The 16440-nt window shown below is 49.2% G+C and carries 26 protein-coding genes; 5 read left to right on the forward strand and 21 right to left on the reverse strand.

The features are described 5' to 3' along the window. Positions 1 to 63: 63 nt before the first annotated feature. From CPZ25_RS11555 to CPZ25_RS11610, 15 genes are all read right to left on the reverse strand, one after another. On the reverse strand, positions 64 to 2484 hold the full coding sequence (locus CPZ25_RS11555; protein ID WP_096920481.1) for a virulence-associated E family protein: 2421 nt from the start codon (positions 2482 to 2484) through the stop codon (positions 64 to 66). A gap of 9 nt (positions 2485 to 2493) precedes the next feature. Further along, on the reverse strand, positions 2494 to 4461 hold the full coding sequence (locus CPZ25_RS11560) for a DNA polymerase (RefSeq protein ID WP_096920482.1): 1968 nt from the start codon (positions 4459 to 4461) through the stop codon (positions 2494 to 2496). After that, the gene (locus CPZ25_RS20485; protein ID WP_167495220.1) at positions 4439 to 4606 is read right to left on the reverse strand and encodes a hypothetical protein; all 168 of its coding nucleotides are present in this window, start codon (positions 4604 to 4606) and stop codon (positions 4439 to 4441) included. Before CPZ25_RS20485 ends, CPZ25_RS11560 begins: the two co-directional genes overlap by 23 nt. Next, positions 4603 to 4839 (reverse strand): hypothetical protein, encoded by a 237-nt coding sequence (locus CPZ25_RS11565; protein ID WP_096920483.1) that lies wholly within the window; start codon positions 4837 to 4839, stop codon positions 4603 to 4605. Before CPZ25_RS11565 ends, CPZ25_RS20485 begins: the two co-directional genes overlap by 4 nt. Before the next feature lie 51 nt (positions 4840 to 4890). Further along, positions 4891 to 5670, reverse strand: a complete 780-nt coding sequence (locus CPZ25_RS21010; RefSeq protein ID WP_096920484.1) for a DUF2815 family protein — start codon at positions 5668 to 5670, stop codon at positions 4891 to 4893. 14 nt (positions 5671 to 5684) lie between these two features. Further along, positions 5685 to 6023, reverse strand: coding sequence for a DUF5406 family protein (locus CPZ25_RS11575; protein WP_096920485.1), 339 nt, complete (start codon positions 6021 to 6023; stop codon positions 5685 to 5687). Between the two features lie 9 nt (positions 6024 to 6032). Then, complete coding sequence (locus CPZ25_RS11580) at positions 6033 to 7208, reverse strand: DUF2800 domain-containing protein (RefSeq protein ID WP_096920486.1); 1176 nt, start codon at positions 7206 to 7208, stop codon at positions 6033 to 6035. Beyond that, positions 7205 to 7723 carry a hypothetical protein gene (locus CPZ25_RS11585; protein WP_096920487.1) on the reverse strand — a complete coding sequence of 173 codons (519 nt, stop codon included), beginning with the start codon at positions 7721 to 7723 and terminating at the stop codon, positions 7205 to 7207. The genes CPZ25_RS11580 and CPZ25_RS11585 overlap by 4 nt, the downstream gene beginning before the upstream one ends. A gap of 3 nt (positions 7724 to 7726) precedes the next feature. After that, positions 7727 to 7921, reverse strand: coding sequence for a hypothetical protein (locus tag CPZ25_RS11590; RefSeq protein WP_073382727.1), 195 nt, complete (start codon positions 7919 to 7921; stop codon positions 7727 to 7729). 6 nt (positions 7922 to 7927) lie between these two features. Continuing rightward, on the reverse strand, positions 7928 to 8341 hold the full coding sequence (locus tag CPZ25_RS11595; protein WP_096920488.1) for a hypothetical protein: 414 nt from the start codon (positions 8339 to 8341) through the stop codon (positions 7928 to 7930). Continuing rightward, positions 8320 to 8472, reverse strand: coding sequence for a hypothetical protein (locus CPZ25_RS20490; protein WP_159435624.1), 153 nt, complete (start codon positions 8470 to 8472; stop codon positions 8320 to 8322). Before CPZ25_RS20490 ends, CPZ25_RS11595 begins: the two co-directional genes overlap by 22 nt. Before the next feature lie 508 nt (positions 8473 to 8980). Then, entirely contained in the window at positions 8981 to 9202 is a 222-nt protein-coding gene (locus tag CPZ25_RS11600; protein WP_090414712.1) for a hypothetical protein, read from the reverse strand. 133 nt (positions 9203 to 9335) lie between these two features. Beyond that, on the reverse strand, positions 9336 to 9602 hold the full coding sequence (locus tag CPZ25_RS11605) for a hypothetical protein (protein ID WP_096920489.1): 267 nt from the start codon (positions 9600 to 9602) through the stop codon (positions 9336 to 9338). Continuing rightward, the gene (locus CPZ25_RS20495; RefSeq protein WP_167495221.1) at positions 9599 to 9760 is read right to left on the reverse strand and encodes a hypothetical protein; all 162 of its coding nucleotides are present in this window, start codon (positions 9758 to 9760) and stop codon (positions 9599 to 9601) included. The genes CPZ25_RS11605 and CPZ25_RS20495 overlap by 4 nt, the downstream gene beginning before the upstream one ends. Before the next feature lie 162 nt (positions 9761 to 9922). Further along, positions 9923 to 10171, reverse strand: a complete 249-nt coding sequence (locus CPZ25_RS11610; RefSeq protein WP_096920490.1) for a helix-turn-helix domain-containing protein — start codon at positions 10169 to 10171, stop codon at positions 9923 to 9925. 117 nt (positions 10172 to 10288) lie between these two features. Between CPZ25_RS11610 and CPZ25_RS11615 the strand changes: the two genes are divergently transcribed. From CPZ25_RS11615 to CPZ25_RS11635, 5 genes are all read left to right on the forward strand, one after another. Continuing rightward, positions 10289 to 10765, forward strand: coding sequence for a helix-turn-helix domain-containing protein (locus CPZ25_RS11615; protein WP_096920491.1), 477 nt, complete (start codon positions 10289 to 10291; stop codon positions 10763 to 10765). 20 nt (positions 10766 to 10785) lie between these two features. Continuing rightward, the gene (locus CPZ25_RS11620) at positions 10786 to 11244 is read left to right on the forward strand and encodes an ImmA/IrrE family metallo-endopeptidase (RefSeq protein WP_096920569.1); all 459 of its coding nucleotides are present in this window, start codon (positions 10786 to 10788) and stop codon (positions 11242 to 11244) included. Beyond that, on the forward strand, positions 11241 to 11591 hold the full coding sequence (locus tag CPZ25_RS11625; RefSeq protein WP_096920492.1) for a double zinc ribbon domain-containing protein: 351 nt from the start codon (positions 11241 to 11243) through the stop codon (positions 11589 to 11591). The genes CPZ25_RS11620 and CPZ25_RS11625 overlap by 4 nt, the downstream gene beginning before the upstream one ends. Further along, positions 11588 to 12016 carry a TM2 domain-containing protein gene (locus CPZ25_RS11630; protein WP_096920493.1) on the forward strand — a complete coding sequence of 143 codons (429 nt, stop codon included), beginning with the start codon at positions 11588 to 11590 and terminating at the stop codon, positions 12014 to 12016. The genes CPZ25_RS11625 and CPZ25_RS11630 overlap by 4 nt, the downstream gene beginning before the upstream one ends. A gap of 152 nt (positions 12017 to 12168) precedes the next feature. Beyond that, entirely contained in the window at positions 12169 to 13560 is a 1392-nt protein-coding gene (locus tag CPZ25_RS11635; RefSeq protein WP_167495222.1) for a recombinase family protein, read from the forward strand. Here CPZ25_RS11635 and CPZ25_RS20670 read toward each other — a convergent pair. The 6 genes from CPZ25_RS20670 to CPZ25_RS11665 form a co-directional block, all read right to left on the reverse strand. Next, positions 13501 to 13755: a hypothetical protein gene (locus tag CPZ25_RS20670; protein WP_207670822.1), complete on the reverse strand. Its 255-nt coding sequence runs from the start codon at positions 13753 to 13755 to the stop codon at positions 13501 to 13503. The genes CPZ25_RS11635 and CPZ25_RS20670 overlap by 60 nt on opposite strands. A gap of 10 nt (positions 13756 to 13765) precedes the next feature. Continuing rightward, complete coding sequence (locus CPZ25_RS11645; protein ID WP_096920495.1) at positions 13766 to 13966, reverse strand: hypothetical protein; 201 nt, start codon at positions 13964 to 13966, stop codon at positions 13766 to 13768. Further along, the gene (locus CPZ25_RS11650; RefSeq protein WP_096920496.1) at positions 13966 to 14628 is read right to left on the reverse strand and encodes a restriction endonuclease subunit S; all 663 of its coding nucleotides are present in this window, start codon (positions 14626 to 14628) and stop codon (positions 13966 to 13968) included. The genes CPZ25_RS11645 and CPZ25_RS11650 overlap by 1 nt, the downstream gene beginning before the upstream one ends. After that, positions 14625 to 15056: a hypothetical protein gene (locus CPZ25_RS11655; protein WP_096920497.1), complete on the reverse strand. Its 432-nt coding sequence runs from the start codon at positions 15054 to 15056 to the stop codon at positions 14625 to 14627. Before CPZ25_RS11655 ends, CPZ25_RS11650 begins: the two co-directional genes overlap by 4 nt. Before the next feature lie 125 nt (positions 15057 to 15181). Further along, positions 15182 to 15724: a hypothetical protein gene (locus tag CPZ25_RS11660; RefSeq protein WP_096920498.1), complete on the reverse strand. Its 543-nt coding sequence runs from the start codon at positions 15722 to 15724 to the stop codon at positions 15182 to 15184. Between the two features lie 133 nt (positions 15725 to 15857). Beyond that, positions 15858 to 16424 (reverse strand): HD-GYP domain-containing protein, encoded by a 567-nt coding sequence (locus CPZ25_RS11665; protein WP_096920499.1) that lies wholly within the window; start codon positions 16422 to 16424, stop codon positions 15858 to 15860. Positions 16425 to 16440 lie beyond the last annotated feature (16 nt).

The following is a 16440-nucleotide window of genomic DNA, read 5'->3' on the forward strand; positions in this document are numbered from 1 at the left end:
CATCAAAGTACGTCAACATTGTGTTTTTGTCTGTCGACTTTGTTGACGTACTTTGTCTACATTCTATTTCAACCAAAAGCCTCTCTGCTTCCCATAATCCGGTCCAAAACGTTGACTCGATCTCACCTTTTCGGTATTTTTCAAACTGTTTAGGATGTTATTAATCTCAGCGGTATCCTTGCGCTGCATAAACTTCAGCTCGTTGTTAAAGCACTCACACCAAATTTCCGCTGCGCAGATTCGATCCCTCGGCACCGTGTTTTCTTCCGTCGCTTTAGGCCACTCTGTGGCCCAGTAGGTTCTCCTCTCCATCAGTCCGAATTTATTCCACTCTAGCGGCACGCGACGGCTGATAAAGTCCACAATAACACCTTCCTTGGGGTTTACTTCCTTATGGGCCTCCTGGGCTTCTTCGGCCTCGTTGGCGGCAGCCCCTTCCAGAAACAGCTTTTCGCCGATGGCATAATAGACCATGGCTTCAGCCCAGATCTGATCCACCTCGTCATCCAGATCGGTGAATACGCTTTTCGTTGCTTTTTCCTTATGAACGTCCACAGGCCAGAACCGGCGGTTCCCGGTGCGGTCCCTTAAGAAGTCGCTTTCGTTGGTGGTTCCAAAGAATACACACGTCCGCGGAAAGGCCTCTGTCCGGTGTCCATATGGCGCCCGGTAGATATCATCCTTTTTACTGAGAAACTGCTTGATGGTGCCCATTTCGGACTTATTAAAGCCCTCCAGCTCACCCACTTCGATGATCCAGTAGCCCTGCAGCAGCTCACTGGCTTCCTTGCCTTCAAAAGTTCTCAAGCTGTCAGAAAACCAGTTCTTACCGAGCTTGCTGAAAAAAGTGCTCTTCCCAATCCCCTGGGCGCCGGCCAGAATCAGCATGTTGTCAAACTTGACGCCAGGGTTCCAGATTCGGGCCACAGCGGCCACCAGTGCCTTTTTAATGGTGTCTCTGGAATACTGGTTATCCTCGGCGCCAAAGTAGTCGATTAAGAGGGTTTCAAGGCGTTTTTGGCCATCCCATTTTAAGGCGCCCAGGTACTCTCTAATTTTATGGCGCTTGTGTTTGGTCGCGTAGACAGCCATGGCGTCATAGATTTTCTGCTGCCCGCTGATGTTGTAGAACTTTTCCATGTGCAGCCGCAGACCAGCATCGTCGGCGTCTTTCCAGCCCCGTTCCCGGTAAAGCCCCGGGACGTTCTCTTCCCAGGGCAGCCTTGCGGTCACGACGGGGCGGTTGCTGAACTCATCATGGTAGAAGTGATCCCGGATTAACGGGTCGTGCTCCAAAACGGTCAGCACATTCTCAATGGTTTTCACATACTGCCCGTTCTCGTTCATCTTCATGAGGCCCATCCACGCGGTTGGGTCTTCAATTGCCTGCACCGTCTCCACGCCCTCAAATTCTTCCACTGCCTGCGCATAGCGTTCAGTACTGAGTAACGCCTTGACCTCCGGGTCTTCCACGCAGAAGCTGCGCATGGCCCGGTAGCTGGGCAGGCTGGCCACTGGGGTCTCGGGTTTGGCGTCCGCGTCCAGATGGCCGAACTTGTGCAGCCTTATCAGGTCGAAGGCGTTGCAGAGCAGGCCGGAAATCGGGTCGGTGGCGTGGTGGGAGAAAATGAAGTTCCCGCCGTCGTAAAGCACGGCCCCGCCCACGGTGGAGCCCTCCGCGTAGCTGTAACGCCCTGGGGTGTCACAGGGGTTGTAGGCGTCTGGAATAAACTTCGCGATGGCGGCCGGCACGTCGTAGGTCCGGCAGAATGCGCCCACAACGCCCTTTTTATCCAGGGGATTCCCCTGTCGCTTGGCAGCGGTCTGCCGTACTTTGGCCGCGCCGGGCACTTCGGGCCACTCGGCCACATCCTGCCAGTTGGTGTACTGGGCAAGCACCCCTTCTCCGGAGAGAAAAGGCTTGTCTTCATAGGCAAAAACGTACTGCTGTGGCATGTCTGCGCTGACGCTGGGCCAGTACATGAGCCGGCTGGCCTCAAAAGTTGACGGGTCCATGATTTCCATGCCGATGTAGCTGGCAACTTTCCGCGCGATGGGCTCATACTGTTCGGCCGTGCAGGGCTTGTCCAAGGGGATCACAATGCGCAGTCTTGGCGCGGCTTCCTCGTGCTTTCGCGTGGAGTACACCACGTAGGCGCAGCCCAGAGCAGATACCGCCTGTAAGACGGCTTGGGTGCCCCCAGACGGGACGGAATCCGCGTCCAGGGTAATCAGGGACCGGTCGATGACTTTGTCGTTTTTACGGCGGTTTTCGGCCAGCCTTCCGCCCACAAAGCCCCCGACATCCTTGAGGTCGTCCTGCTGTTTTTTGGGCAGGCGCTTGTAGGCCGTGAAGTTTTCAGCGGTTACGACAGGGCTTGATACTTTCTGTATAAAATCGGCCCAGTACAGTTCCTGGGGGTACCAGAAGACCGCGTGCCTTCCGGACCCGGTGGAGATGGTTAACTTGATGTTGTTTTGCATAAGGGCCTCCTAATCTTTCTTATAATAATCACTGGTAAAGCCATCGGCGTTTAAGGGCAGGTCCGGCGCCCAGGCCGGGGGCTCACACATGATTTTGATGGCATTGTCCAGGTTATAGACCGGGTCATTTTGGGGAATTTCGAGAATCACTTCATCGTGCACGTGGAAGCAGATTTTATAACCTGCGCAGTGCAGCTTGTACATGGCTTCTGCCAGGCAGTCCCTCGCAATGGCCTGAACCACGTTTTCGGTCAGTTTGCCCCCATAGGTTTCCAGGGTGACCCATTTTTTCGATGCGCCCCGCCCTTCGTAGGAAATGGCGTCATCGCCCCACCGGTTCGGCAGGATGCCTGGGTGAAGATAAAAAAGCTGGCGGCCAGAGGGTAAAGTGATAAAAAGATATTCCTGGTCTCTTGAGAGCACAAGCCCTTTTTGCAGATACTGCGGTGTACCGTACTTTACACACTGCACAGCTGCGCGGTCCAGTTTCCACCATAGGTCTTTGATCCGCGGGTTAGATGCCCGCCAGCGTCTAACGATGTCCGGGAGTTCTTCTTCCTCCAGCCCCATCTTAAGGGCACCCATCTGGATTAAAGCACCATCCGACCCCTGATAGCCCAGGGCCAGCTCGGCCACTTTTCCTTTTGCCCGGAGCTCGTATTCAGGATTTCCCTTTGTGATCTTCTCGAGGGGCACCCCAAACATGGCACTGGCGGATGCTTCATAGATTTTGCCGTGGGTTCTGAAAACATCCAACTTCCAGTTTTCTCCGGCTAGCCAGGCAATGACCCGGGCCTCAATGGCGCTGTAATCTGCCACGGCGAAAATGCAGCCTTCGACCGGCACAAACGCGGTGCGGATCAGCTGGCTGGCGGTGTCCTGGACATTGCCGTAAATCATCTTTAAGCCCTCAACATTTTTCTGCATAACCAGTTCCCGGGCGGTGTCCAGTGTGGCCATGTAATTCCTGGGAAGATTTTGTGGCTGCACGGCGCGCCCAGCCCACCGGCCTGTTTTCGCGCCGTAAAACTGCAGCATTCCCCGGAATCGCCCATCTGCACAGGTGCCGTCCTTCAGGGTGGCGTACTTTGCCAGGCTGGATTTTTTCAGCTGCTTACGCAGGTTCAGCACGGTTACCACTTCCGGAAATGCGGACACGGCGTCAAGGACATCCTCAACAACTTTCTTTTCAAGGGACTTCACTTCAATGCCGGCGGTTTCAAAAATCCAGGCTTTAACCTGGTCGTCACTGTTTGGGTTGTCGGTTCCTGTGATCGCCCGGATATTTTCTTTCAGTTCTTGCTCAACCGCGTCTTTGATATAAAGGGCGCCGTCAATCAGCGGCATTGCCGTGCCCACGCCGCCGCTGTTGATGGCCTGATCCATGATCCAGTAGCGCTGCTCCTGTTCAGGCAGAGGGTACTTGCCCAGTTTTTCCTTGATGGCTTTTTCCACGACCACGTCCTGGCGGCAATATTCGATAAAAAGCTGCCATTTTTCGGGCTCGTGTTTTGGCAGGACGCGGTCATAAGGGTGCTTCTTTGTCTTTTTCCCATTAGGACAGCAGAACAGCTTAATCAGCGCCTTGCCCGCGGTGTCTTTCTTTTTATCCGGCGGCATCCCCATGGCTTCGGCCACCAGGCCAAGACCGCCGGCGTAACCAGCATAATAGGCATGGACCATGGTACACTCCCACTGCTCCAGGGGGCTTACGAAAAACTTGTTGATGCAGTACCACTCAAAGGCCGCGTTAAAAGCGGTCTTTTTAACGTTTGGGTCCTGAAGGGCCCAGAGTACACGCTGCGGCAGGGTTCGCCCTTTCTGGGTTAAATCCACCACCTCCACGGGTTCATCGTCAAAGCTGTAAGCAAAGAGCAGAATCTCAAAGTCTGAGGACTGCACGTATTTGTACAGCCCTGACTTGGTTAAATCTACACTGGAGTAAGTTTCGATATCAATGCTGAGGTTCTTTGCCATCTGGGTGCCCCCGTTTCTTCTTTGTCGGCTGATTTTTGTATCGCTGCTTCTGTTCCCGCTCCAAATGCTCGATGGCATCACCGCAGGTTGGGTCGGGATAACCGGATCCGTTGTAGCGGTGTTCGTTGTATTTATTTTTACTCATCCGGCACCTCCCTGGCAGGCTTTAATCTGCTCCCATAACCAAGGTTCCAGTAACAAAGCTTTTCTTCTCTCGTCACTAAAGCGGCTTTTTCCGTTGCATATCCACGCGGATCCAACTGGAGCGGTTGACGCACCGGGCACAATACTATACCCGGGCGGCATATGCCCGTACACGTCGACGTTGTGGCTTTCACCATACTGCGTTATTTTTTCGAGCATTGTTTTTTCGTCCATTTTTTCGATCTCCTTTGCTAAAAAAGGCCCCACTCTGGGGGCTGTGAATCCTCAGATACCCATGACCGCCGGCGGGATCGGCTGGCCGGTGATCGGGTCGACCGGCTGGGGTACTGCGGGCTGTGCCGGGGCTTGACCGTACTGGGGCTGTACGGGGGCAGGCTGCTGCGGATATCCTGGAGTGACTGTCGGAGCTGAGGGCTGCTGGTACTGCGGCGCCTGGCCGTATGGTGGCTGGACAGCTGCCGGTTGTGTGTATCCGGGCTGCGCTGCGGGCTGACCTTGTACGGGAATGGTGACGCCAGCGAAGGCATCTTCCACACTGGTTCTGGTGCCTGCGAAGGCTTCACCGTCCCGTGTTTTCCACACGTGCTGCAGGTAGCAGCCCACGCCCACGTTGCCGCTGTCACTGTATGCGCCGAAATTCACCGCAACGTAGCCATAGCTGCCGGAATACACTTCGCTCTGGTCCATTGCCGGGTGGCGGTCTGGACCTGCGACGACTCCGGGTGCCCCGAACTCTGGCTTGCAGGAGGCGGCCATCACGTAGTGCCCCTTACACTCTTCGCCGTAGGGTTTTCCGGACTGCATAACGCCATCGCCATCGTGCAGCGGACTCCGGACAAAGCCGGGCATGGTGCCACCGAACTTCTTCGTGACGCCCTCCTGTTTGGCCTGTTCAATAGCGGCCTGAATCTGCTGCACCAGAACCGTATTGCTCTTAGGGATGAGCATGGTAACCGAATATTTGGGATCTCCATTATTCTGCGCATAAGGCGCAAACACGTGGACAAAACTTAATCTTACTTCACCAATGACTAATTCACTCATTTTGTTTATTCCTCCTAAAATTTACGGTTTCTACAATCGATAATCTCTAATCCAACGATGTAATCTTCTAAAAAACAGCACTCATCTTCAATGTGACAGGTATTCCCTGCTTCGTCTTTTAATAAAGCTTCAAACCAGTAATCTCCGTCATCATTTTCAGACTCCTTGTAGCTGCAGTTATTTTGGACCGGTTCTACCGGGTCACATTCCGGGTCCAGATCTCTAAGCGCGTCATAGGGGGGAATATTTCCCCGTATCTGGAATACGAAATCTCCTTTATATGTTCCTGCCTGCAGGGTTACTTTGACATCATATTCGCGCCATTTTCCACGGCTAACGGTAAAATTTTCCATTTAATCCTCCTAAACTTGAATATCTTTGAATACTTCGGCCGCGCTTTTTGGTTTGAACGGCTCCCGTTTGTCGTCTTCGGGTACCAGTGTTGGTTTTCCCTGGGGTTTTACCACGTCGGCGGCTAACAGGCTGTCGAACTGGTTTTTGCCTAAAAGTTTCTCAACACCGGTCAGGGTCAGGGGTACGCGTTCATAGAGCAGGGATTCGTCAAAGCCGGCCTCCTTGATTTTCTGGAAAGCGGCGTCAAGGTCTTTGAAGCTGCGTGTGCTGCGCCCTTCGACCACTTTGAATCCTGGGATGGTTAAGCCTTCCAGTGCTTTGGTGAGGGCATACTCTTTCAGCTTCTTGTGGTAATTGACCACGCCCTCCAGCTTTGCGAGCATCTGGGCCATCTCAGACGCGTTCATCATTTGTGGGTCTTTAATTTCTTCCTCTTTGACGTCGTACTTCCCGGCGTAGGCTTTGCAGACGGGCTTGACGGGACAGAACTGGCAGTGTTTACCGGGCACACATTCCCCGCCGCCGGCATAGGCTTCTTCGGCCAGGGGTTTGACGACTTCATTCCCCCACTGGTACAGGGCGGCCACTTCGGTGTCCCACTGTACAATGTTGTCCATACGGGGCTGCACAATGCACAGGGTCACGGTCTGGATCGGATAGATGAAGCCATAATCGGCCAGTACCCCCAGGGCATAGAGCTTCAGCTGGCTGTTGTCCTCGGCGTCGACTTTATTGTGCTTGCCATATTTAAAATCGATCACCCAGAGGTGGTTCCCGTGGATGACAATACAGTCCACGGTGCCAAAGCCTTCGGGGGCATAAGCGCTGTAATTAACCTTTTTTTCCACTTCCACAAAGGGCGCGGTTGTCTGCGCGTAGGTGATGCTGTTCACAAACTCCAGATACTGGTCGGTATAACGCTGCATTTCGGGGTTGTACAGCGCATTGTCTTTGGTCAGCTTGTTCATCCGTCTTGTGAAGGTTGCTTTTCCCATGGGCTCGGTGTACTGCTTCCGGAGTTTCAGCTCGGCGATGGCGTGGGCCAGGGTGCCTTCTCTGGCCGAATCACCTGCCAGGTCCGGCATCCCTTCGGATAACCGGACCGAGGCCGGACAGTTCAGCCAGCGCTCTGCGCTGCTGGCGGACAGCAGGGCGTGGGCTGGGGTTTCTTTCTTTGAACTCATATCTGTGCCCCCATTTCCCGCAGCTTGATGGCCAAGGCGCCGTACTGTTCTTTGGGCAGTTCTACCAGGCTGTTGACGCCAAAACCCTGGATCAGCGCCATGATCTCAGGCTGTTTGCCCTGGCTGACCAGACCGGCCATGGCCACGCTGATCTGATCCTGGGTGTACTCCTGGGTCACGGCAGTGGTCGGCAGAGGTTGTGCCGCCGGCGCTGGTTGCTGTACTGGGGCGGGTTGAGCTGGCGGCGGGGTCACCGGGGTCTGCTGAACGGGTGCCGGCTGCGGAGCTGCGGGGGCCGCCGGAGCGGGCTGTGCGGTTGTCTGCACAGGTGACACGGTTGGCGCCTGTCCTGTCGGGGCAGGCTGCTGGGCCGGCTGGTGCATCTGCTGCACGTCAATCGGATGCAGCCCGGAGTTATCAATATAGGCCGGCTGGTGCTCCGGCGCGTTTACCATGTGCAGGGTGTGTGTTGCGTAATCTCTGATTTCCTCGTGGCTATCGAATACAAATTTCATTGTTTATTCCTCCTCTTTGTTCTGAATTTCAACACGTTCCAAGGCAAAACGAATCAGATCATCAGTGACGTTTTTGGTCAGACGGCCTGTCTGTTTTGCCAGGGCTTTGACCTCTATTTCAACGTCCTTTGAACACTGCAGCAAGCTGTTTCCGGACTTCTCTTCGTGGGTTTCCCGGTACATAATTAATTTGTCCATCAATGTTTATCCCTCCATGTTTTCTGCTCCGTCATAATATTCGGAGCTTTTGATTTTATTGACGATGGCCTCTACTTGCTCTAAGACACTCTCGCGCTGCCAGCGCTTTCGTTCGGTGAGCCAGTTCTGCAGGTGCCAGACCATTATAAGCACTTCTTCCAAAAGGTTATTGAGGCCCTCGATGTCCTCGTAACACAGGTCTGCTTCATCGACGGTTTCTGTTTCTTCCGGTTCTTTCAGATAGGGCTTCAGATAGTCCCAGACGTCTGAACCGCAACGGTCAATGATCGGGTCTTTCAGATCCTCCGGGCCAAAAATGGTTATTTGGTCATCCCGTTCTGCCGGAACCAGAACGCCGGTGATTATTTTTATAAATTCCGGGTGTGGGTTCTTGCCCTTTATTGTGATGACTTCTGGCATCGCTTTTTCTCCTCTCGCATACACCGGATGGCGATCTCAATGGCCCGGTATACGGTGCTTCCTTTGATCTCAAAGTGTTTGTTATGGTAATTCAGCTGACAGATCGCCCATTCAATTTCATCGGGTTTCATATTTACACAGCTCCCCTTTCGTGATATACTGTAATTGATATTTTTACTACGTAGCCCTCATAAGCCGTCCAAGCATGAGGACTATTTTTTTATTTTCATAAAAATTAAAACCGGTGCCGCAGATATACGCCACTGCGGTGCTGGCATGACACTCTAATCCATTAAAGCAATTCAGGCAGACCACCCGCTGCCGTGCCGGGATTGCCCATAGGCAATGACAAAATCATTACTCATTTTTTTACTACCTAAATTGGAGTGAGCGGATTACCCGACGCTCCCCGGGACTGTTAATAAATAGCTTTACAAACCGATTTAGTTTTTTTATTTCCGCGTTTTTAGCCTGCGGATAAGGCTTACTATGCTTAAAGAGTTGGATATGGCGTCGCACAGTTCTTACTATGGCGGAATCCCTGTGTAGCTAAACATTGTTTTTTCTCCATTCCTGTGGTAGAATAACCACGTAACATATGTCTGGTCCCTAATGCGTGGCATCGCTTTGGGACCTTTTTTATTGTTCACATTGCCCACTATGAGCAAATTTTACATCTTGGACTAAAGCGTGCCTTTCTTTTTCTGTAATAAGACGCAAATCCCTTAAAAGGACAATCTTTCCCATAAAAACCGCAAATTCAACATCATTTAAAAATCGGTTGTTTTTCGCTTCTTCTTTCACGTATCTAATCGCTCGGTAAAAGCCGTTAAGCGCAATTTTACGTTGTTCATCTGTCATTTCCTACTCACTTCCTCCTTCGCGACCAATACCGCCAATCCAACAACCGTTCCAATTCCAATCCCGATCAACCCAAGCGCAAACCCGTAAATCTTTGCGCTTGTCTGGCATAACGAGATCAGAATTTCTAACATCAATCCTTCCATGTCTCTTCCTCATCCGGATAAGGCATCCGGCGAATCCGGCGGCGGCGCATCTCATCGGCCTGCTGGATCCGGAACCGGTACAGCGCCACATAAATCCCTGTGGCTAAAAGCGCGAACACGACCCACATGCTACCGACGTCGAACCGGTCGTAGGCCAGTGTGTTGTAGATGCCCCAGAGAAGCGTGGCGATGGCCCAGATGCATGCGCAGTAGATGGCGTCCTTCAGGAGGGCAATTTTCTGGGTGGCTTTCATGAGGCGGCCTCCTGATCGGGTGTTCTTCTCTGAGTTTTCAATTCATGTGCAGCTATCAGGTTATAAAATGCTTCTGTTTCTGGTGCTCTATCGACCGTATAGCCACGAATGTCAAACGGTTTACCATGCTTATTTAAATTTATAACATTGATTTTCATATAGCTTTCCTTTCTCCGCCGATACGATTGACAGGGCCGCTGTATGGCAAAAGTCTGTTAGCGTATGTTCAATCTATTTGAGGAGGATTTAAGGGGGCGACCCCGTCAATCCTATCGGCGGTAATAAATTGACCGTTTTCGGACATTTCATTTTAAAAAAATTTACACTTTTATTTTTTCAATTGGAACATTAAATTGTTCGCTAATCTTTGCTATTTCACTAGCCCAAAATCCAATTTCACCTCTTGCCTTTTTCCGATATGTTCCAAAAGGAATCCCAATTTTCTCAGAAAATTCTTTTTGGGAATAATTCGATAAAATCCTAATTTCTTCAACAGTAATTTTATTCACAATCTCCACTTTATTCAAAAGCATTTTATCCCTCCTTTGTCCGTTTTTGGACATTTTCATTTTAACACCCCCATACAACTATGTCAAGACCGTTTTCGGACAAAATATATTTTATTTTTTATTGCATTTTGTCCTTAAATGGTCTATAATTGTTTTACAAAGTAAGGAGAAAAGACAATGAACGAATTTGATAAATTGTTTTATTCTATAGTTGGTAAAAAATTGAGAACACTTAGAATAGAAAAAGATTATACACTAAAAGATGTAGCCTCCCATGTAGACCTTACCGAAAAAACAATTCAGCGGTACGAAACAGGAGAACGAAAAATAAAAGCGGATAAATTAAAAGAAATAGTTGATTTTCTTGGTGGTGATTACGACTCTTTCATCAAAGAGGTTCAAACCGAACAGTTAGGGTCACAAAAGTCTGATTCCCTTCCAGATTTAAACGCTAAAGACGAACGCGATATCGCTAAAGACTTATCTTTTACTCTGGAGCAGTTAGAAACAGCCCAAACTGGCATTATGTTTGACGGAGAGCCTCTTGACGATGAAACGAGGGAACTTTTAAAAATAAGTTTAGAAAATAGTATACGCTTAGGGAAACAGATCGCTAAACAGAAATACACAAACAAGCGTTATAAAAAAGATTAGGCGGAAGGATGTGTGGCGCTATGAACATCGAAAAAACTGCCCGCTCTTTAGTCAGAAAGTTTGATACAAACGATCCATTTAGAATAGCCCGTGAAAAGAATATTATTGTTCTTTATGAGCCACTAGGCTCAATCCGAGGTTATTATAATTGTACGCGCCGACAAAAATTTATCCACATCAATCAGGATTTAAATGAGTATCAAACCTATTTTACAGGAGCACATGAGTTAGGACATGCAATTTTGCATCCAAAGTCAAATACGCCTTTTCTTCGCGAGTGCACTTTTTATTCAGTAAACCGTTTGGAAAAGGAGGCAAATCAATTTGCCGCGTTTACCCTTTATGATGATTATATTTTTGAAGAATATTTGTTGTGCAATTATACTCTCGCACAGATGGCTTGTGCGCTTGGTATACCTGATATGGAGCTCATTGAATATCGGGTTAGACATTTAAAACAAAAGGGGGGATTTCTATGAAATTTTGTTCTTTCTGCGGACAAAAAAATGATGATTCAGCTCAATTTTGTGGAGATTGCGGAAAGCCATTCTCCACCACAAAACTTGATGCGGATTTAGAGTACAAAAAAGCAGATCTATTGCTAAAAAAGCAAAAGCTTGAACTTGAAGCCGAACGGCAAAATAATATGGCGCATTGCCCACGTTGCGGATCAACATCACTCGTGGCCAATAAAAAGGGTTTTGGCGTTGGTAAGGCTGTAATAGGGGCTAGTTTGTTGGGTTCCATCGGACTGGCGGCTGGCGGAATTAACTCAAAAAAAGTTTGGGTGACATGTCTAAATTGTGGAAAGAGGTTTAAGCTATGAGATATTGTGAAAAATGTGGAAGTGAAATTCCAGATGGACAAAAATTTTGTTCAAACTGTGGTGCCCCGTTAGTAAACGCAAATCCATTCGAAGAAATTTTACAGAAGCCCATAATAAAAAAAGAGGGAAATATAAAAGAAAGCCCCAAAAGCCGATTAACCTGCATTATATTACTTGTTGTACCCCTGGTATGGGTTATGATATTCTCAACTATGAGCGTTTCGTTAGACAACGCTTTACTTTCAAACATCAGTGCTTTTGGAGCGTTGTTTTTAGGAGTGCATCAATTTTATGTTGGCAAAATAAAAATGGGAATATTATTTACTTTAACTGTTGGATGTTTCCTGATTGGTGCCATAGTGGTGCTTATAAAATTAACCATAACCAAAACATTTGTTGATAGTGAGGGACTTCCCATTCTTTAATGTAAAAACGCCCCACTGCTTAAAACAGTAGGGCGATGATATATACAAAACCGAGAGGCCTTATATACATCCTTAGACAAGATTATTATATCAGACCTCCCGGTAAAACTCAATACCGGGTATTTTTATACCTTTTTTTAGGAGGAACTGATATGAAACATGTTGGACTTTATATCCGCGTCAGCACAGAGGAACAGACTGAAAACTATTCGATTCCAGAGCAAAGGGAACGCCTTGAGAATTTCTGTAAGGCAAAAGATTGGCTGGTTGTCGATGAATACATTGATGGCGGTTACTCCGGTGCAAAGCTTGATCGTCCCGCTGTCCAAAAAATGATTACCGACGCTGGGACCGGTACCATCGACACTGTCTTGGTTTGGAAGCTTGATCGCCTCTCCCGTTCTCAAAAGGATATGCTATACCTGATTGAAGATGTGTTTATCCCAAATAGTGTTGACTTTGTAAGCCTAAATGAAAGTCTGGATACTGGCACCGCATTTGGGCGGGCCATGATTGGGATTCTTTCAGCTTTTGCGCAACTGGAACGAGAGCAGATTAAAGAGCGTACTATGATGGGGCGCATCGCGAGAGCAAAAAGCGGCTTAGTAATGGGCCCCACTGCTCCATACGGGTACCGTTATGTCGATGGACAATTGATTGTTGATGAATATGAGGCGTCAATTGTTCGTGAAATATATGATTTGTACCTTCAGGGATATGGGATGGAGAAAGTTTCCAATATGCTATATGAAAAAATGCAGCTAACATCCGCTTCTGGTTATGCCGCTGTTCGTAGAATTCTCAGCCGACCAACATACGCAGGATTAGTTCACTATTCTGGTGAAGTATATCCGGGACAACATGAAAAAATTATTGATGTGGATATGTGGAAAAGAGTCCAGGAAAAGCGCGAACATTCAAGGAACTATCAAAGAGGAAAACGGCAGAAACACTTACTCACTGGAATGATTTATTGCAAGCGTTGTGGCGCAAAATATGCTTATCACGTCCATTCAGGAAATAATTATTACGACCGTTATATGTGTTATTCCGTTTGCAGATCACGCAAAGAACTTATCAAAGACCCCCATTGCGATAATACAAAATATTTGGCCGCAGAACTTGAGCAATTAATTATCGCCCAAATTAAAGAATTAGCTTTGGATGAGAGTAAATTTAATAAAGTTATTCAAAAAAGAATAGAAGCTCCGGACCCAACTCAGGCAATGCAAAAACAGATTAAGGAAATTGACAAGCAGATAAACAATTTTATGGATCTTTACCAGTATGGCAAAGTCCCCGTTGAAACGATCAACGAACGGATCGAAAAACTGACTCAGGAAAAATCAGCAATCGAAAAAAGCATCCGAGAGTTGAATATTAAGCCTATTCCAAAACGCGAAGATTATGAACCCACACTCAGCCGAGTAGATTCTATTTTTGAGACCGGTAGCGCCGATGAGCAACGAGCTGCTGTACGGAATCTAATTGATCATATTGATATAGACGGCGAAAACGTCGTAATACACTGGGTTTTTGAGTAATCTCTTTTTTATTCTTTTCGAGTGCGAATAGTGACACTTCTCCTGCAGGCTGTCCTCAAAGCTGTAGTTTTCTGTTTTGCCAAAGCTGGCCGCCGACAGCATCAGCGGACGAAAGCAGCTTTCTAAAAGCCCGGCAGCGGACGAATCTCCCCGCTTCGCCTTTAAAGCCAGGGCGTCAATTTCCTGGTAATCCATTTTAACCTCCTCAGTTATCCTCATACACATCGGTTATTTCCAGAACCATTTCCGGAAAACGATCCTCCACCGCGCCGCTGTACTCATAAAACAAATCCTCTGCCTCCTCCAGGCTTCGGGCAGAAAAGCCCACACTCACCCGGCACTCGGCCTCTACCCTGTAATCCCTCCGGCGGTTGATAATACCGGGGCCTTTTCCGTATCGATTCATCATTTTTTATCCTTTCCGGCGGCAAAAAACGCCTGTTGCTCCCGATCCCTTTTTTGCTGCTCCAGCTGTTTTCTTTCCCGCGCCGCCCACATGGCGTTAAAGCGTGCCACCTCGTCCCATGGGTACAGCGACGCAATGGCGGCTTTTTCGGCCCCGGTGAGCTCCGGCAGCAGATTGAAGCCGTTGGAAACAGACGCCGCCTCAGGAACAGAACCATATAGAATACCTGTTTTATTATTTATACTATTTATGAACGGTGCGGCTGGGGTCGCTTCACGCGTGACACCCTGCGTCCACACCAGGCGCTTGTGCCCGGTGTCCATCACGCTTACCTCCACCTCGCAAAGCCCGGTATCAAAGGGCTTTATCCGGTAATTACCGGCGTGCTGGCTCACGTGGGGTGTATAGTCAATGCGACCGTGACGAATGAGGTGCTTGCGCTGGGCGTTTACCTGAAACCGGTCGGAGAGCCCCAGAAAACGGCTGACATCACCGTTTGTCACTTTAAAATGCACAGGCCAGTACCATCTGCCGTCCTCACCCTGGACAGCGGCCTTATTGTTAAAAAACATAAGCAAGTGCCAGTAGGCCTGAAGCATCGGGCTCATCTCCCTTGTCTCCAGCCATCTGTAAAAAGCCAGCAGCTCGGTCAGGTAATTCACCACGCACCGCCTTTTCTGCCTTTTGGCGGCAGCTTGATATCTGCCGGGCACACCGCATCGTCCAAAACGCCGGACAGGCAGCTCAGGCACCTGGCACGCTTGCAGGCGTCTGCCTCCATTTTTCTTTTCAGATCCTCCTGTGTCTTTTTACCATAAATCTGCAGCGACGCCTCATACTGCTCCAGCAGCGCGGCGATACGCCTTTTCATGGTTTCAAGGTTTTTCGCCTGCTCATAAACGCCCATTGCCTGAAAAGCCCTGAGCCCATCGTCCATTTTAATGGCGCTCTGATTTTTACAGCAGCCCTCGCAAAAGGCCTGGTAAAAAGTGATGGGCACCTCCTGTCCCATCTCCAGGGCGCATTGAACACACCCCAGCTGGTTATTTATTGCCAGCTGGCCGAGCAGGTCTCTTTTGGTTTCTTTCATCTTGTAATCCTCCTGTAAAATAAAATAATTTTATTTCAGCAGGCTGTGTTTGTTTTTACGCCTGCTGATGGTTCTATCTTACAGGCTTTTATGGTTTTAACGGACGCACGAACGTCGTTTTATTATTAAAAATCAAAAATTATTTTTATTTTCTGCCGCCATCGGTACACGGTGCTCATCTCCCCGTAAAAAGGCATGGTAAGCCAGGGGCGGTTCCATTTTTGTTTTAAGGGCTTTTCGTTTTGTTCATCGTTTGCAAATAAATGCAAAAGGGTTCGGCCAATGGTAAACAGGGTGCTGCGCATCCAGCGCGCCGCAAAAACGGGCAGCACACGCTGGTTTTTGGCGCAGCGCTCACATACTCTCGTACACACCCAGATAATATAAAGCCGGCCGCTGGCGTCCTCTACGGCTTTGGCATAACCGTTGACAACGCGCAGGCCGTTTTTCTTCATTTTTAAGCCCATGGTTTTCTTTTTAAGGACACCGCCGCAGTGGCGGCAGGTGTGTGTCTCGTGTCCATGATAAATCAGCTCTGCCTCTGGGGCACGCCCGTCTCTGGTTTGGTAGCCGGTATCCACTGCCTCAAAAAGCTCGGGATGTCTTTTTAAATAGGTTTCCAGATCTGTATCCAGCTCATGGATTTTCATATACTTTGCCAGTACCATTTTTTTCTCCTTTTTTTAGGTTCTTTAAGCAAAAAACACCGAAGGCCACATACGCGTGTGCGTATGTGGCCTTCGGTGTTTTGATGGGTGACAGCCGTTGTCCCATTTTATGGTAATTACTTTATTCGATATTTTATAATTCCAGCGCGCCGTGGCGTTCATAAAAACGCCGTAACGCCTCGATAACCTCCGGATCATACCGGCCTCCGCTCTGCGGCTCCAGACTGGTTAAAATCTGGCTGGGCCTCAGCCCGTCCAGCGCCAGATTGTCCCAGGCGTCTGCCACAGCACATACCCGGCCTGCCAGCGGGATATCACCACCGCTGACCGATTCAAACCGGCACGCGCCATAATAGCAGTGATGATAGTGGCAGACATCTGCGGCGATGCTCGTAAAGATCGCTGCCTGGCCGCTTATTTGGGAAAAAAGCCGATGCAGGCGTTTAAAAAACATCTCACCCGCCTCTGCGTGTGCTGCCCCATATTCACCGGGTTTTTTTCCCAGATCATGATAATTAAGGGGAGACAGGTCTCCCCATGTCCAAAGGTCTAACAAATCAGACCGGCCCATTTCTTTTAGTAAAGTCTCCATACGCTGACCTGTCCGCAGGCTATGAGCCCGGATTTCCGGGTCCATAGCCTCTACGGCAGTTTCAAGGGCCTGGCGCAGCCCGAGATAAGCCTGGTTATTTTGCTCCATTTCATTTCCTTTTCAG

Origin of the sequence: Eubacterium maltosivorans (assembly GCF_002441855.2) — a bacterium.
Taxonomy (GTDB): domain Bacteria; phylum Bacillota; class Clostridia; order Eubacteriales; family Eubacteriaceae; genus Eubacterium; species Eubacterium maltosivorans.

Coding starts and splice junctions, on each gene's coding strand:
- CPZ25_RS11580 (WP_096920486.1), bottom strand. CDS start 7,208: ATGAGTTCAAAGAAAGAAACCCCAGCCCACGCCCTGCTGTCCGCCAGC.
- CPZ25_RS20485 (WP_167495220.1), bottom strand. CDS start 4,606: ATGAGTAAAAATAAATACAACGAACACCGCTACAACGGATCCGGTTAT.
- CPZ25_RS11560 (WP_096920482.1), bottom strand. CDS start 4,461: ATGGCAAAGAACCTCAGCATTGATATCGAAACTTACTCCAGTGTAGAT.
- CPZ25_RS11575 (WP_096920485.1), bottom strand. CDS start 6,023: ATGGAAAATTTTACCGTTAGCCGTGGAAAATGGCGCGAATATGATGTC.
- CPZ25_RS11595 (WP_096920488.1), bottom strand. CDS start 8,341: ATGCCAGAAGTCATCACAATAAAGGGCAAGAACCCACACCCGGAATTT.
- CPZ25_RS11615 (WP_096920491.1), top strand. CDS start 10,289: ATGAACGAATTTGATAAATTGTTTTATTCTATAGTTGGTAAAAAATTG.
- CPZ25_RS11625 (WP_096920492.1), top strand. CDS start 11,241: ATGAAATTTTGTTCTTTCTGCGGACAAAAAAATGATGATTCAGCTCAA.
- CPZ25_RS21010 (WP_096920484.1), bottom strand. CDS start 5,670: ATGAGTGAATTAGTCATTGGTGAAGTAAGATTAAGTTTTGTCCACGTG.
- CPZ25_RS11635 (WP_167495222.1), top strand. CDS start 12,169: ATGAAACATGTTGGACTTTATATCCGCGTCAGCACAGAGGAACAGACT.
- CPZ25_RS11590 (WP_073382727.1), bottom strand. CDS start 7,921: ATGGACAAATTAATTATGTACCGGGAAACCCACGAAGAGAAGTCCGGA.
- CPZ25_RS11555 (WP_096920481.1), bottom strand. CDS start 2,484: ATGCAAAACAACATCAAGTTAACCATCTCCACCGGGTCCGGAAGGCAC.
- CPZ25_RS11660 (WP_096920498.1), bottom strand. CDS start 15,724: ATGGTACTGGCAAAGTATATGAAAATCCATGAGCTGGATACAGATCTG.
- CPZ25_RS20670 (WP_207670822.1), bottom strand. CDS start 13,755: ATGGATTACCAGGAAATTGACGCCCTGGCTTTAAAGGCGAAGCGGGGA.
- CPZ25_RS11630 (WP_096920493.1), top strand. CDS start 11,588: ATGAGATATTGTGAAAAATGTGGAAGTGAAATTCCAGATGGACAAAAA.
- CPZ25_RS20490 (WP_159435624.1), bottom strand. CDS start 8,472: ATGAAACCCGATGAAATTGAATGGGCGATCTGTCAGCTGAATTACCAT.
- CPZ25_RS11665 (WP_096920499.1), bottom strand. CDS start 16,424: ATGGAGCAAAATAACCAGGCTTATCTCGGGCTGCGCCAGGCCCTTGAA.
- CPZ25_RS11585 (WP_096920487.1), bottom strand. CDS start 7,723: ATGAAATTTGTATTCGATAGCCACGAGGAAATCAGAGATTACGCAACA.
- CPZ25_RS11620 (WP_096920569.1), top strand. CDS start 10,786: ATGAACATCGAAAAAACTGCCCGCTCTTTAGTCAGAAAGTTTGATACA.
- CPZ25_RS20495 (WP_167495221.1), bottom strand. CDS start 9,760: ATGAAAATCAATGTTATAAATTTAAATAAGCATGGTAAACCGTTTGAC.
- CPZ25_RS11655 (WP_096920497.1), bottom strand. CDS start 15,056: ATGAAAGAAACCAAAAGAGACCTGCTCGGCCAGCTGGCAATAAATAAC.
- CPZ25_RS11605 (WP_096920489.1), bottom strand. CDS start 9,602: ATGAAAGCCACCCAGAAAATTGCCCTCCTGAAGGACGCCATCTACTGC.
- CPZ25_RS11600 (WP_090414712.1), bottom strand. CDS start 9,202: ATGACAGATGAACAACGTAAAATTGCGCTTAACGGCTTTTACCGAGCG.
- CPZ25_RS11565 (WP_096920483.1), bottom strand. CDS start 4,839: ATGGACGAAAAAACAATGCTCGAAAAAATAACGCAGTATGGTGAAAGC.
- CPZ25_RS11645 (WP_096920495.1), bottom strand. CDS start 13,966: ATGAATCGATACGGAAAAGGCCCCGGTATTATCAACCGCCGGAGGGAT.
- CPZ25_RS11610 (WP_096920490.1), bottom strand. CDS start 10,171: ATGAAAATGTCCAAAAACGGACAAAGGAGGGATAAAATGCTTTTGAAT.